Source organism: Devosia riboflavina (genome assembly GCF_000743575.1).
Taxonomy (GTDB): domain Bacteria; phylum Pseudomonadota; class Alphaproteobacteria; order Rhizobiales; family Devosiaceae; genus Devosia; species Devosia riboflavina.
Window position 1 is genome coordinate 111,801 of sequence record NZ_JQGC01000001.1, and the last position, 14,572, is coordinate 126,372.

The following is a 14,572-nucleotide window of genomic DNA, read 5'->3' on the forward strand; positions in this document are numbered from 1 at the left end:
GACTTTTCGCGTTCAGCGAAAAGTCAGGGTGAGGGGTTCTCTCCTCCACAGAGGAGCTAGTCGTGATCTCCGCGTACCCCTCATCCCAACCGAATTCGCATTCGCGAATTCGGTGACCCTCCGGGGCACCTTCCCCCTCAAGGGGAGAAGGGGGAACCCTTGGTCGCCTAAGCTTCGTGCCTCACATGCTTCCCTTATCCACCGGCAGCTCAGCCGCCGTCGTCACCAACCCATCGAACAGCGCCGCCGCCACCGGATCAGCCCCTGCTTCTTCCCGCAGCAGCCTGAACGTCGTGGCCACAACGCCACCTCGCCCAACGCGCTTCTCGCCAATGATCGCCGCCGGCTTGTGCACCCAGCCGCAAACCATCCCCGCGATAACGTTGTTGCCAAATTCCCAGGGCCTGAACCCTGTAAGAAGGTGATGCGGCACCACATCGGAGAACGAGAGATCAAAGATCGGTCCACCCGGAATGTCCGCAAACGCACCCTCGCGGCGCACCCACGAGAACCCGGCAATCCAGTCGCCACGCCAGATCGTGCCGTCGCGCTCGACAAGGCTGATCCCCGGCAAATGCTGATCGAGACTCGGCCGGAACTTCTTCCCGCCCGCCACGATCGAGCGATGCGGCAATTCCCCGTCCGGCATATCGGTGCGGAGGTTCTTGTTGGTCTCCACCGTACCATCGGCCAGGATCAGATACCGTGCGCCAGCCTTGATGGCTTCGACATCGTCGCCATCCACGGCGTGCACCAGCACCACATCGGCCTCGGCAGCCGGTACCACACGGTAGCCGAGGCCGCTGGCATAGCTCGCGAGGGAGGAATCGGCAGCGGCGATGGAGGGACGCCCGGCCGTATCGCGCTTTGCATAAAGCGCGATCTCGCAAGTATTGCGCGAGAGAACCGACCCGTTGGCCTCAAGCACAAATTCTATGGACAGCATACGATTGCCGCCGCCCGCAGGCAGGGCAAAGCCGATCTTGCCGAGATCGGCCGTCGAAACCTTGCCAATTGCCGGCACAGCAATCGAACCCGAAACTTCCCCGCTCCAGCGCAACACCGCGCCAGCCGGAATGGCCTCGCCACCGGTACCGATCTTGAGTTCGATATCGAGCGTTTCACCCAGATATGCCGAGTAACGCGCCGGCCGTGGCACGATGACCACGTCGGCGTTGATCGAACCAAACACGTCGTGGAACACGCGCGGATTGCGCTCGATGTCGAGGAGACCATTGGCCTCCCAATGCACGTCCGTCAGCTCGGTGATCACATAGCCCATGATCGAGGAATAGCGGCGCATCTCCTCGATCTCGTAGCGCAGGTTCATGAACTGATACCACTGCACGTTCTCGATGAAGGCATCGAACGAGCCGAAGGTTTTCGCCAGATCGAGCGCGCCAAAGCGATCCTCGATGCCATGCGGCAGCGCCACGCCGTCGCCCCAGAGCGAGCCCGTCTCGAACCAATCCGGCTCCGACCCATCTTCACGGCGCAGCTTCTTCGGATCAGGCAGACCCCAGACGCCGAATTCCGAAACGATCAGCGGCTCATCACCCTTCCGCTCCGCATCGCCAAGGGACGAAAAAGTCCAATCAGCACCCGCAGCAAACTGCGCAGTGATGTCGTCCCACTCCTGCCGGCGTTCCGGCACCGAACGATAATAGTGGTAGTCGTTGAGGTCGGTCTTGACGTGGAAATTGGGGAAGCAGGCCGAGTTGTCGACCACGAGACGCGTCGTGTCCTCTGCCTTCAGCCAGTCATAAGTGTCCTTCACCCACTGCCGATGCTCGGCATTTTCGAGCATGCGGGTGCCCCAGTCCTCATTGATGATCGTCCAGGCGATGATCGAGGGATGGTTGCGGTCGCGCTTCAGAATGCCCGTCATCGTGTCGCGCATGCGCTGCGCCGACTTCGAGGTGAAGTTCGCGACGTTCGGAATTTCGGTCCAGACGAGCAGCCCAAAACGGTCGGCCACGTCATAATAGCGCGGGTCCGGCACCTTGATGTGGCAGCGCAGCGTATTAAGGCCGAGTTCCTTGGCCTTCTTGGCCTGATCTTCCAGAAATTCGAGCGAGGGCGGCGTATAGATGCCGTCGGGATAGTAATCCTGGTCCAGCGCGCCGCGCATATAGATCGGCTCGCCATTGAGCAGGATCTTGCCGTCCCGCGTCTCGACAGAGCGGAAGCCAAAGCGCTCTTCGACGACATCGACGTCGTCGCCCAGCGACACGGTCAGCGTATAGAGATTGGGCTGATCGATGCCCCAGAGTTTTGGTGCCGTCACCGCCAGTTCCGCAGCAACCGAAGACGCCGCCGTCACCGTGCTCTCGGCCACCACATTGCCGCCCGCATCGCGCACGGTTAGTGCCACCGGCAGCCCTGCAGCAGCAGCCGAGAAATCCAACTCAGCCTTCACGATGCCATCGGTGCCAGCGGTAATGACAACCGCCTCAAGCCGACGCGCATCGCGCGCCTGCAGCGTCACCGACTGCCAGAGGCCGCCAATCCGGCCATACCAGGAAATCTTGCCATGCGGCACTTCGCCAAACGGGAAGTCGGGGAAGGCGCGGTGATCAGCCGACGGCATGGTCACGCGCACTTCAACCTCATTGGTCGGGCGCAGCAGCTTGCTATCGAGCACGAACTCAAACGGCAGGAAGGCGCCTTCGTGGCTCCCGAGCTTCTGCCCGTTGAGGAACACTTCGCAATAATAGCTCACTGCACCAAAGTGCAGCACCAGCTCCTGCCGATCCCAACCAGCCGGCAGGCTAAAACTGCGCTTGTAGACGGCGTGGCCAAAGGTATCGACGAGGTCGGAGAATTCGGCCTGCCAGGGCTGGGGCACGCGCGCTTCGCGCCATGCACCATCCTCGTGCTTGAACTGCCAGACGCCGTCCAGCGACAAGCTCTTGCGCGGCGCGTCGACGGCCTCCGTGGCGACTGCACGACCAAAATTCATAATCTCCACCCTTAAGCGTATTAGTTATATTATTATCACCATATGGCCGAAACGACCCGCTTGGCAAGAGGGTGAAAAAAGGGGCTGCGTTCGCTCGTGAAAAACCACCGCAGAGGGACTAACCAATTCGCCTGAATGCGGTCCGAAATGTTCCCAGTCTGTCAGCAAATTAGGTACAAGAAGGGGAATCTGGCGCACCGTGGGAGATCAGGTGGAAAAGCGCGCAACCATGCACGAAGTGGCCGAGCTGGCAGGGGTCTCCCAGGCCACGGTCTCGCTGGTTCTCAACGGCGTCCCAAACGCCCGCGTCTCGAAAGCCACCCGCCGCCGAGTGCAGGAAGCGGCCGATCAACTCGGCTATCGCCGCGGCAAGGCCCACGCCGTGCCCGCCGGCCGCCAGCGTGTCATCGGCCTTTTCATCGACGAAGTCTCGACCACGCCCTTCGCCGCGCAATTCCTCGAAGGCGCCCGCGACGAGGCTGCCCTGCAGGACGTCACCGTCGCCACCTTCTGCACCGGCAACAGCCCAGCCCTCGAACAGGCAGGCCTGGACATGCTGGTCGCCCAAAACGCCATCGGCGCCATCTACACAACGCTCATGACACGCGAAGTCGTTGTTCCCAATGCCTTTTCAGCCCTGCCGCTGATCCTCCTCAACTGCTATGAAAAGCGCCTGAAACACCCTGCAGTCGTGCCCGGCGATATCGTTGGCGGCTATATGGCAACCGAAGCGCTTCTCAAGGCCGGCCACACCCGCATCGCCCATCTCGCCGGCGAACACCATATCGCCGAAGCCGCCGTCGACCGAGAAAACGGTTTTCGGCAGGCCATGGCCAAATCAGGCCTAGCGGTCGATGAAAGCCTCGTCACGCTCGGCGGCTGGTCCATTCGCGCCGGCCGCGAACGTGCTCTGGCCCTGCTCTCTCGCCCCGATCGCCCCACGGCCATCTTCTGCTTCAACGACCGCATGGCTATCGGCTGCTACGAAGCGGCCCGCATCCTTGGTTTGCAAATCCCGGAAGACCTTTCCATCGTCGGCTTCGACAACGAAGACATTTCCGCCAGCATGGACCCGCCCCTCTCCACCATGGTCCTCCCCCACGACGAAATGGCCCGCTGGGCCGTCGGCCAATTGCTCGACGGCTTCGACGACCTCGACGCCGACGAGCGCATGCAGAAACTCAAGATCGAATGCGAGTTTGTAGAGCGAAATTCGATAGCGCCGCCAAGGACCTAGGCCTACGCACCTCACTTTTGCAGTAGCCCTCATGGTGAGGTGCGAAGCGTAAGCGTAGCCTCGAACCACGAGGGCGTGCCCCGATGCCTCGGCGCCACGACCCCCGTGGTTCGAGGCTTTGCTCTGCAAAGCACCTCTACTGAGAGAGCTACTCCCGCGGCTTATCCACCGAAGCGCGCTCCACCAGCGGGCACTCCAGCTTGGTCAGTGGGTAGCGATCATCATCCGGCCCATCAGCAAGCTGCTCGGCAATCCACTGCCCCATGGCCCGATGCGGCAACACCGACGTCGTCAATTGCGGATGCAAATGCCGCGCAATTTCCTCGTCGTCATAGCCAACGACCGACATATCCCGCGGAATCTCATACCCCGCTTCTTTCAGCGCCTCATAACAGCCGATCGCCATACGGTCATTCTGGCAAAAGATCGCCGTTGGCACCTCGGGCAGATCCAGGATTTTGCGCGTCGCCTCGTAACCAGCGCTCGCCGACCAGTCGCCGTTGAACACCAGGTCCGCATCGAACGGAATATCCGCTGTCGCCAGCGCCCGCCTATAACCCTTCAGCCGATCCTGCGCCGCCTCCATCCAGATTTCGCCCGTGATCGTCGCAATTCGCCGATGTCCGCGCGTAATCAGATGATGCGTCGCCCGCTGCCCACCGGCAATTTCGCTTGGTACTACAGCGGGATAGGACTGCCCCGTCGTATAGCAATTGAGTAAAAGTACCGGCACATCGAGGTTCCGCAGCGCCAGCGGCAGCTCCACCTCGCGGGTAAAAATGGTCATATAGACCAGCGCAGAAACCCCCTGCTCGACAAAGGTCTCGATCAGCTCTGCCTCGATCTCGGGGTCATTCCGGCTCTGCGACACGAAGACGAGATCCCCCGCCCCCTGCGCCGCCTGGCTCAATCCCTCAATCGCCTGCACCGCCTCGGGGCTCGTCGCCAGTTGATCGACAATAAACCCGATCCTTCCAGCGCGCCGTACCCTCTTGGCCTCAACCGCCACCTTCACCTGCGGCAAGCCATAACCCAGCCGCCGCGCCGTCTCGAGCACCCGTTGCCGCGTCTCCTGCGATAATCTTATCCCCGGGGCATCATTTATGACGAATGATACGGTCGCCTGGGAGCAGCCGGCCTCCCGCGCAATATCGGTCATCGTAACCCGGCGCGAATTCGACCCGTTCTCTTTTCCGGAACGGACAGACTTCGCCAATGTGCGGGTTGAAGGAGGCATGACACTCAGAGCTAGATGCCGAAAAAGCTAATACACAATCAGCTAATATTAGCAAGCCACTGAATGCCAAGGTTTATTAGCGAAAATGCCGCCCGACCTCGGCGAAGAGCTTGAGATCCTCCATGGAATCCTCAAGACTGGTCTTTGCCGGTAACCCATTGACGACATTATCGAAAAACGCGCCAAGTTCAATACGGAACGGGTCCTCATAGATCGGCCCGATGACGTCCGTTCCGGTATCCGTATCCGTTGAACTTGTGATTTCCAACCGCGTCGGCAGGTTGCGGATATAGGGTGTATCGTAATTCATCTTGAAATGCTGAGTCTGGGTCAACACCTCGATGCCCGCATCGAATCGCGAAACATCGTCGATCACCGCCTCATAGAGGGCGGTAAAATGCCCATAGTCGAAAAGTGCGATCACCGTTTCGCCATTGTGCTGGGTCGCATAACGCACGCCCTTGGGTGCTCCGAGCAGGTCGCGCATCGCCGAAAAGCTGTGTGAACTCAACCCCGTAAGCACTTGATAGGCCCGCAGCGCATCCGGCGGACAGTCCTCGCCCATCACCGAACGCAACATGGCTTGGGTCCGCGCCCGACCTTCGGCGATCACCTCAGCCGGCACATCTTTGGGCTTGAAGACATTGCGTGTCTGCGCGACGAAAAACGGTGCCTCACGAATAATATCTCGCACCCTTACATGGCGGATTTTTTCCAATGGCGGCAAGCGTTTCTTGAGTTCCGCAAAAGCCCGCGAGAACCGCCGCATATAGCCCACGAACACCACCTGCCCCGGCCGTTTCGGCAACGACAGTAGTGGCTCAAGCTGAGCCGCGGTCAGGCAGGCAGGCTTTTCGATAAAGACGTGCTTCCCCGAGCGGATGGCCTTTTCCAGCAGTTCGGCGTGAAGATGATCCGGCGTCAGGATGAACACGGCGTCCAACTCGGGATCGGCAATCAACGCCTTGGCGCTCGCATGGCGTGTCGACACGCCATAGCGGTTCGCCACATAGTCGACGAGACCAGGCGACACATCAGTTATTGCATTGATCTTGAAACGATTATCGTCCGCCAGCAGCGGCAGGTGCATAAGCTGGGCGACTTCGCCGAGCCCGATGAGACCAACCTTCAAGACCGCGCTCATTCTGCGATCTCTTCCATATAGATCAGGTTCCGCGCCGCCAGTTGTAGTGGCGTTTCCTTGGCATTCTCGGCAACATCCTGCTCGACCACGATCGGGCCATCAAATCCCCGCTCGGCCAGCAGACGCATCACCGCCTGAATATCCACCGCCCCATCGGGCAGTGGACACATCACGCCCGCGCCATAGGATTTTGCGACAGGCAATTCCCCCGCCAACACGCGAGCGCGAACCTTCGGGTCGACATTTTTGAGGTGCATATAGGCGATACGCGGAAAGACCTTTTCCATATAGGCGACAGGGTCTTGGTCCCAAAACGCATGGTGCCCGGTATCGAAGCAGAGGTCGATTTCCGTGTCGGCCAGCAACCGGTCGATCTGCGCCTCCTTCTCCACCGCAGTACCGATATGCGGGTGGAAGCTAAGCTTCAGGCCATACTCGCCCTCAACCAGCTTCTGGGCATCACCGATCATCCCGACGAGCCCTTGCCAACCAGCCTCATCAAGCACGCCTTCTTTGCCGGCCGGATACCAGTTGCTCTCGTCCATGATGACGAGATGCCTGGCCCCCAGCGTCTTCAGCAGCGTCGAAAGCTCGCGCAAAGTCGCCATCAAGACCGGCGCAGAAGCGGCATCGCCAAAAGTGTGGACATGCGTCGCGCCAATCAGCGTCAGGCCACGCTTGGCCAGTTCGTCGCGAAGCAATTCGGCGTCTTTAGGCAAAAAACCGAGCGGACCGAGTTCGGTGCCGCGATAGCCGGCCTCGGCCACCTCGTCGAGATATTGCGACCAGGAATAGTGATTGCCGGTAGGATAGGCGATGCCCCAGGAACAGGGCGCGTTGCCGATAAGCATGGGTCAGGAACCAATATAGATGGGATTACTCAGCGCGCGACGGATGGGCTGGCCGGCGACGTCGACATTCCTCAGCTGCCAGGGCAATTCGCGCCCTTCGAGCAGGCTCGCATATTCGGCCAGGAGGCGTTCGCGGCTCGCCGCCGCAACGATCTCGGCCCGAATGAATTTTTGTGCGTTTTCAATGGCGACCTCGGTCGAAAATTCGTCGCCGACAATATCCACTGCGGCCACTTCGCCGATGGCGTCGATAAGCACGAGCCGATCGCCCGCGGCCCCGCGGACGACGACATCAAGCGACGCCAAACTGGCTGTCGTGCCGCCCATGGGGACATCGCCGGCACGAATTTCGAGATGCGGCCCGTTCGGACTTTCGGTTACATAGCCATAGCCTGATTTCATCGCCGCCAGCACGGCGTCTTCACTCAATTCCGGCAGCCAGAACACCGTCGTCGGTCGTGCCAGAACCAGCGGCCCCTCGGGCATCAACCGGTCAGGCTGATGGAAATCTGAGCCACCAATCGCCGAAAGCTTCATGCCCGAAGCCAAGCGCTCCTGGTAGCGCTCAAGCGCAATCCAGTTCCAGGCGAGCCAGGTCGATTGCCAGACTTCCTGGCAGTCGGCCTTGGGCATTTCATATTCCCAGGCAATGGGCGGCTTGTCGTGATTGATCGAGAGCAGGCCGCCCCTCTCATGCACCAATTTTTCCAGCACATGTGCGTCCGACGGCCTGGTCATACGGAAGTCGATCCACTCGTCGACCCCATAGACATTGGCATGGCCCTCGGCCGTCGTGACCTCCATGCCGCGTACAAAAACCAGATCGGGCGAAGACTGCGGATGGAAATAGCGCCGCTGGGTGATGGTGTTATGGTCAGCAATGGCGAGGAAATCGAGCCCGGCCTGTTTGGCGGCCGCATGCAACAGTTCCGGCGCGCCGCGCGCATCGGAATGAAAGGTGTGACAATGGAGGTCGCCCCTATACCAGCCTGCCTGCCTGCGCACCGGAAAGGTCCGCGCCGGTTGAGGCTCAAGCTTTCGCGGTGATGCATCGAGCCTGACAGTCACGCTGGCATCGGCACCCGCCTCGGGAACCTTGTAGAGCCCCAAAATGACGTTCCACGTCCCCGGCTGGATTTCGCCATGGACATAGCCGGGGGTCGCATCGTCGGTGGCGAGGAAAAAGCGATCTCGCGCGCCACCACTCCAACCTCGAAAGCCTTCCTTGGTCGGGTATCCGGTGTCGCGTGGATCAAAGGCGCCGAGGTCGATGATGCAATCCTCGGCCTTTGGATAGGTCAGTGTCACATCGATCCGGGTCGTGCCGGCCGGCACCTCGAACGGAATATAGAAATAGGGATTCCGCGCCTGATCGGCGCGGGTCACGTAGACGGTAATGGTCTTCAAGGCCTATTCTCCCAAGGCCGGAATACGCTTGCCAGTGCTGTCGAAGAGATGGACGTGCTCGGTGGAAAAACGCAGCGTGACGACCTTCGAAAGATCAAGATGATCGTCGGTAAAGATGCGCGCCGTCACACGGGCACTGTCGCCACGATCAATTGTGACAAGGCTTTCCGGCCCCATATTCTCGTTGGCAAAGAGCGGCGCCGTTATGGTGTTGGTAGCACCCGTCTGCGCGATCCCCAGATGCTCCGGACGTACACCCAGCGTCAGCTTGCCGCTCGCCGCCAGTGCCTTGCCGATAGCATCGGTCATCGCAAGGGCGGCAATGGCCAGCCCCTCGGCCTTCAGCGCCAATTTGCCCTCGACCTGCGCGCCCTCCACCTCGACCAGGTTCATCGGCGGATTGCCGACAAAATTCGCAACGAAGGTCGTGGCCGGTCGGCGATAGATTTCGATCGGCGAGGCAAACTGCACGATATGTCCTTGATCCATCACGGCGATGCGGGTCGCTAACGCCATGGCCTCGGCCTGGTCGTGCGTGACATAGACGGCCGTCATGCCCATGTCGCGCTGCAGGTGGTTTAGGAAGCCACGCGCCTCCAGGCGCAGCTTGGCGTCAAGATTGGAAAGCGGCTCATCGAAAAGGTAGACCTTCGCCGGATAGACCAGTGCGCGAGCCAGCGACGTGCGTTGCTGCTGGCCGCCGGAAATCTGGCTCGGCAGACGGTCCATTAGATGACCAATTTTGAGGACATCAGCTACTTGCTTGGCCCGGGCATGGCGCTGCGCCACCGGCTCGCCGCGCACCTTGAGCGGATAGGCGATGTTGTCGGCCAGGTTCATATGCGGATAGAGCGCATAGTCCTGAAACACCATGGCGATGTTGCGGTCCTTGGGGTGAAGATGTGTCACCTCCTGCCCGCCAATAAGGATATGCCCGGAAGTTGGCGTTTCCAGCCCCGCCATCATGCGCAGCGAGGTGGTCTTGCCGCAGCCCGAGGGGCCAAGGAGACAGACGAATTCCCCATCGGCGATATCGAAGCTGACGTCCGAGACGGCCGTGAACTCGCCAAAGCTCTTGGTGACATTTTTGAATTCAACAGATGCCATGGATGATTAAGCCTTGATGCCGCCGAAGAACCGGAAACCGAACTTCCAGCTGACGAAAAGATAGAGGGCGATGACGGGCAGCGAATAGATCAGCGAATAGGCTGCCAGAAGCGTGACGATGGGCGTGCCCGCTTCGGAATAGAACGAATAGATCGCGACCGAGGCCGGCATGTTGCTGTCGCTGCGGAGCAGAATGAAGGGGATCAGGAAAGAGCCCCAGATGTTCACAAAGCCCCAGACCACAACGACCACGATGCCCGGCCGGATGACCGGTAGCGCCACGTCGAAAAAGGCCTGCACGGGCGAGGCGCCCGCCACCATGGCACTTTCCTCGTAGGATTTTGGGATCGAGTCGATGAAATCGCGCAGGATGAACATGGCGGTCGGCAAGAGGCCGCCGGCAAAGGTCAGGATCACGGCGAGATGCGTGTCCATAAGACCCGCAGCCGAGATAATCAGGAAGATCGGCACCATAGCCGCCGAACCCGACACGACCGAGGAGAACAGCAAGAGGATATAAGTCACTGCGCCCTTGCCCGGGATGGACGAACGGCTGAGCGCATAGGCGGCCAAAGTCGCCGCTGCCCCCACCAGAATGACGCCACCCACCGCCTGGATAAAGCTGTTCCAGAGCGCCTGCACGGCATAGGAATTGCCGAAAACAGTCACGAAATTACTGAGCGTCCATGGGTCCGGCAGAGCCAGCCCCAGTTCCGCCCGCGCATTGAACGGCGCGAAAAGGAACCACAGGAGCGGCAGCGCGAAGATGGCGCCGATCAGCGCGGCGAGCGCGGAAAAGGCGATGCGGCCGACGAAGGCAGGAATGGTCAGCTTCATGTCTCAGCGCACCTTCTTCTTGCGGCCTATGCTGAGATAGACCAGCGCGAAAGCCAGGTTGATCAGCATCATGATCACGCCCACCGCCGCGCCCTTGCCGAATTGGAAATCCTGGAAGGCGACACGATAGTTGTAGATCGAGACCAGTTCCGTTCGGTAGCTCGGCCCGCCATTGGTGAGGAGGAACGGCGTAAAAGTGTTGAACGTCCACATGGTGATGAGGATGAGGTCGGTGACGATATGTCCGCGAATGAGCGGCAGGCCGATGTCGCGGAATTTCTGCCATGACGAGGCACCGGCAACGTCGGCGGCCTGGAAATAGCTTGGTGGGATCGACGAAAAAGCCGAGTTGAACAGCATCATCGAAAAGGCGGCGCCGCGCCAGGTGTTGAACACCACGATGACCCAGAAGGGTTGCTGCAAGAGGAAGTCCCCCTTGGGGAGCCCAAAACCTTCGAGCAGCATGTTGAGCGTGCCCTGGTCGCGATCGAGGAAGGCGAACCAGGCAAAGCCGATGACCACTTCGGGCAGGATCCACGCCGCAATGACGAAAGTTTCGGTGATGCGCTTCACCCAGGGCGGCACGGTCTGGATCAGCCAGGCGAGCAGCAGGCCTAGCAGCGCCTGCCCAAGCAGCGCCGACGCCAGGACGAATTGCGTCGTCAGGATCAGCGAAAAGCCGAATTGCCCGCGCTGGAAGAAGGTGGCCGGATCAAACAGGGACAGATAATTGGCTAGCCCCACGAATTCGGGATTGAGCGCCGTGCGCCCCAGCAGCGTCCGGTTGGTGAAGGAAACAAAGATCACCCAGAAGAAGGGCACGATGACGAAGACCGAGACCAGGAGGCCGGCTGGCGTCAAGAAAGCAGCACCGGCGCGATTGGAGAGCAGCGCAAAATTGCGCACCTTCTTCGGCTTGGCCTCGATGGGTTCGGTGGTCATGGATGGCCCCATAGGTCTGGGTCAGTCGTGAGCACATGCAGACATGCCGGCATGTGACCGGTCGCGCCGCCGCAATAGTGCGGCGACGGCAGGAAACTCCCCGCAAACCCGGCACCCCGAAGGGCACCGGATCGGCGAGGGAGGACTAGAGCAGGCTGACGGTATTGTCTTCGCCGACAATGGCGATGACTGCCGCCTTGTACTGAGCCATGGCATCCTCAGGCGAGAGCTCGCCCGAAACCACGGCTTCGGTCATGCGCTGGATTTCCGAAGACACTGCATTGTAGTTGGGATCGTTCGGACGCGCCGTGGTCAGCGGCAGCAGCGCCTGGCTGGCTTCCGTCAGGAACGGGCTGTTCGGGATTTCAATATCGGTACGCGCCGTGATGCGCGGCTGGATCGCCTGGAAAGCATTCTGCATTTCCGGCTCGTTCATGAACGAGAGGAAAGCCCAGGCTTCCTTGGGCGCGTCCGTCGCCGGATTGATGACGAAACCCGTGCCGCCCGAAATGGTCACGAAATCCTGGCCGCGAATACCGGCACCAGGCTCCTTGGCGGGAACCTTGACCCATCCCATGACTTCGTCGCGGTTGGGCACGGCGAATTCCGACCCTTCCGGCGTGACCGAACGGTAGAAATAGTCGCCCTCGAACAGCAGCGCCGTCACACCATCGCGGAAATTGGCGAAGGAGCGGTTGCGGCCATCGGCCAGAAGCTGGGCGCGCTGGTCGCCGAGCTGCTCGTCGACATAGATGGTCTTGTAGAGGTTGAGCGTGTCGAGAATGCCCTGGCTCGAAACGATGAACTTGCCGTTCTCGTCGGTCACGCCCTCACCCGTACCCAGAAGCGCCAGCCAATAGCCTTGCATGGTCGTGGCTTCGCCCATGGCGACGCCGGCATTGAGCTGGATAGGGAAACTGTCGGGCTTGATCTTCTTGATGGCGCGGGCGGCGTCGAGCACCTCTTCCCACGAGGTAGGCTGCCAGGTGTCGGCGTCGATGCCGGCTTCGGTCAGGATGTCCTTGCGCGTATGGATCATGCGCACGTCGGTGCCGAGCGGAATGCCGTAGAACTTGCCCTGATATTCCATCAGCGCACGCGAACCGTCCGAAAGCGCAGCCCAACCCGACCAGTCATTGACTTCCGGGCCAGCGACTTCATCGAGCGATTTCAGGAGCCCACCCTCAACGAACGAGGGAATGAGGAAGCCGTCAAAAGCGGAAACATCGGGGCCGGCGCCGGTCGAGAAATCAAGGGCGAGCTGCTGGGTGAGCTGCGCGTCTTCGCCGCCGAACTGGTTGAGCACCACATTGACGTCAGGATGGGCCGCCTCGAAGGCCGGAATAACGCTTTCTTCGATCCACTGGGCGGTGCCGCTATTCACGCCGCCGATGACACAACGGCAGGTGACATTGATATCCACGGCAAAGGCAGGAATGGCGACCGAGGTGGCGCCGATAAGGCCGAGCGCAAGCGCGCGCATACGATTGTTCATCGTAGAAAATCCTCCCGAAATGGTGGCTCCGAATTCTCCGGTAGCCGATATTGGCCAGAACGCTCCTCGCATCCGACCATCATAGAATGAACACGTTTTCAATTCTCGTCAATGCGGAGAATTCGCGGACGGGAAAACGGACGCAGTAAGCACATCTGCTGCATCGCAGGTTTCCAAGACATTGCAGTGACAATGCCGGTCGTGATTGCGAGTCAGGCACTTCACGGCTAACTTGACTCCCGGCTCCCTTACAGCCATTGAATTGAACACGTTTTCACTCTGAGCGAGTGAATAGGAGGATTGTCGTGACCGAGAGCGAACAGGCTCCGCGTGGCCGGGCGACCGCAGAAATGGTTGCCGCGCGGGCCAAGGTTTCGCGCGTTGCCGTGTCGCGCGCCTTTAACCCGCATACCTCGCTCAAGCCCGAAAAGCGCGAGCTGATCCTGAAAGTCGCGCAGGAGCTGAATTACACGCCGGACCGGGCGGCCCGCGCGCTGGTGAGCGGCCGGTCGCACCTTGTCGGCGTCATCGTGCCCGATGTGTGCAGCCATTGGGAAAGCCAGGAAATCGACGCATTGACAACGGCACTGCAGGCCGAAGGGTTTGCCACGCTACTGTTCAAGACGCGCACCGACTATTCCATGGACGAGCAATTGCTCGCCTATATGCGCGGCTTCAATCCGGACTCGGTCATCGCCTTCGTCGAAAACGTGAAGCCCCATACCCTTGCCCGTTTCCTGGACCGTGCGGTGCCCATCTATATTCACTACCCGCAGGCAGAGCTTGCCGACGATGCCGGCGACGAACCGCTGCATGATCGCCTCAATGTGCTGCAGCGCGATGGCGTCGAACAGGCGGTCGCTCTGCTGCAGGGCTTTGGGGCAAAGCGTATCGCCTATCTCTCGGGCGCTGAAAAATCGCGCGCCAATGGCGCCCGCGAACGCATGCTGCGCCAGGTCATGGCCGAGCGCGGTCTTGCCCCGCCGGTCGTCGCGGGTGGCGACTTCAGCTATGACGCGGCCTATCAGGCAACCATTGATCTCTTCCGCGTCGGCGAAGGTGCAGATGCCATTTTTGCCGCCAATGACGTCGGCGCCTTCGGCGTCATCGACGCCCTCCGTCACGAACTGAAGCTGCGCGTGCCCGAAGATGTAAAGGTCATTGGCTTTGACGACATCGCCCAGTCCCACTGGAAAAGCTACAATCTCACTACGGTGAAATTCGATCTCGACGAGCGCGTACGCGCCCTCGTTCGGCTGATCCTCCGCCGCCTCACCACTCCCGACGCTCCTGGCTTCCAGGAAACCCTCAACACCAGGCTCGTCGTGCGCGGCACGGTCGGCTGAAATTTTT

At 60.5% G+C, this 14,572-nt stretch carries 11 protein-coding genes; 2 read left to right on the plus strand and 9 right to left on the minus strand.

What is annotated here, in order from left to right:
* Positions 1–181 precede the first annotated feature (181 nt).
* Positions 182–2,962 (minus strand): glycoside hydrolase family 2 protein, encoded by a 2,781-nt coding sequence (locus JP75_RS00485; RefSeq protein WP_051960039.1) that lies wholly within the window; start codon positions 2,960–2,962, stop codon positions 182–184.
* Between the two features lie 211 nt (positions 2,963–3,173).
* Between JP75_RS00485 and JP75_RS00490 the strand changes: the two genes are divergently transcribed.
* Positions 3,174–4,199: a LacI family DNA-binding transcriptional regulator gene (locus tag JP75_RS00490; RefSeq protein ID WP_084587335.1), complete on the plus strand. Its 1,026-nt coding sequence runs from the start codon at positions 3,174–3,176 to the stop codon at positions 4,197–4,199.
* Between the two features lie 148 nt (positions 4,200–4,347).
* Here the strand turns inward: JP75_RS00490 and JP75_RS00495 are convergent, their stop codons facing one another.
* The 8 genes from JP75_RS00495 to JP75_RS00530 form a co-directional block, all read right to left on the minus strand.
* Positions 4,348–5,358, minus strand: coding sequence for a LacI family DNA-binding transcriptional regulator (locus JP75_RS00495; RefSeq protein WP_051960041.1), 1,011 nt, complete (start codon positions 5,356–5,358; stop codon positions 4,348–4,350).
* A 154-nt stretch (positions 5,359–5,512) separates the two neighbouring features.
* The gene (locus JP75_RS00500) at positions 5,513–6,580 is read right to left on the minus strand and encodes a Gfo/Idh/MocA family protein (RefSeq protein WP_035077651.1); all 1,068 of its coding nucleotides are present in this window, start codon (positions 6,578–6,580) and stop codon (positions 5,513–5,515) included.
* Positions 6,577–7,431 carry a sugar phosphate isomerase/epimerase family protein gene (locus tag JP75_RS00505; RefSeq protein WP_084587337.1) on the minus strand — a complete coding sequence of 285 codons (855 nt, stop codon included), beginning with the start codon at positions 7,429–7,431 and terminating at the stop codon, positions 6,577–6,579. The genes JP75_RS00500 and JP75_RS00505 overlap by 4 nt, the downstream gene beginning before the upstream one ends.
* Positions 7,432–7,434: 3 nt before the next feature.
* Positions 7,435–8,838 (minus strand): CehA/McbA family metallohydrolase, encoded by a 1,404-nt coding sequence (locus JP75_RS00510; protein WP_035077654.1) that lies wholly within the window; start codon positions 8,836–8,838, stop codon positions 7,435–7,437.
* A gap of 3 nt (positions 8,839–8,841) precedes the next feature.
* Positions 8,842–9,945: an ABC transporter ATP-binding protein gene (locus JP75_RS00515; protein WP_035077657.1), complete on the minus strand. Its 1,104-nt coding sequence runs from the start codon at positions 9,943–9,945 to the stop codon at positions 8,842–8,844.
* Positions 9,946–9,951: 6 nt separating this feature from the next.
* Complete coding sequence (locus tag JP75_RS00520) at positions 9,952–10,782, minus strand: carbohydrate ABC transporter permease (protein WP_035077660.1); 831 nt, start codon at positions 10,780–10,782, stop codon at positions 9,952–9,954.
* Positions 10,783–10,785: 3 nt separating this feature from the next.
* Positions 10,786–11,688 (minus strand): carbohydrate ABC transporter permease, encoded by a 903-nt coding sequence (locus tag JP75_RS00525; RefSeq protein WP_035078402.1) that lies wholly within the window; start codon positions 11,686–11,688, stop codon positions 10,786–10,788.
* 181 nt (positions 11,689–11,869) lie between these two features.
* Positions 11,870–13,219: an extracellular solute-binding protein gene (locus tag JP75_RS00530; protein ID WP_035077663.1), complete on the minus strand. Its 1,350-nt coding sequence runs from the start codon at positions 13,217–13,219 to the stop codon at positions 11,870–11,872.
* 305 nt (positions 13,220–13,524) lie between these two features.
* Here JP75_RS00530 and JP75_RS00535 point away from each other — a divergent pair, with 305 nt between their 5' ends.
* A complete protein-coding gene (locus tag JP75_RS00535) occupies positions 13,525–14,565 on the plus strand; it encodes a LacI family DNA-binding transcriptional regulator (protein ID WP_244446226.1) in 1,041 nt (346 codons plus the stop codon).
* Positions 14,566–14,572: the final 7 nt, after the last annotated feature.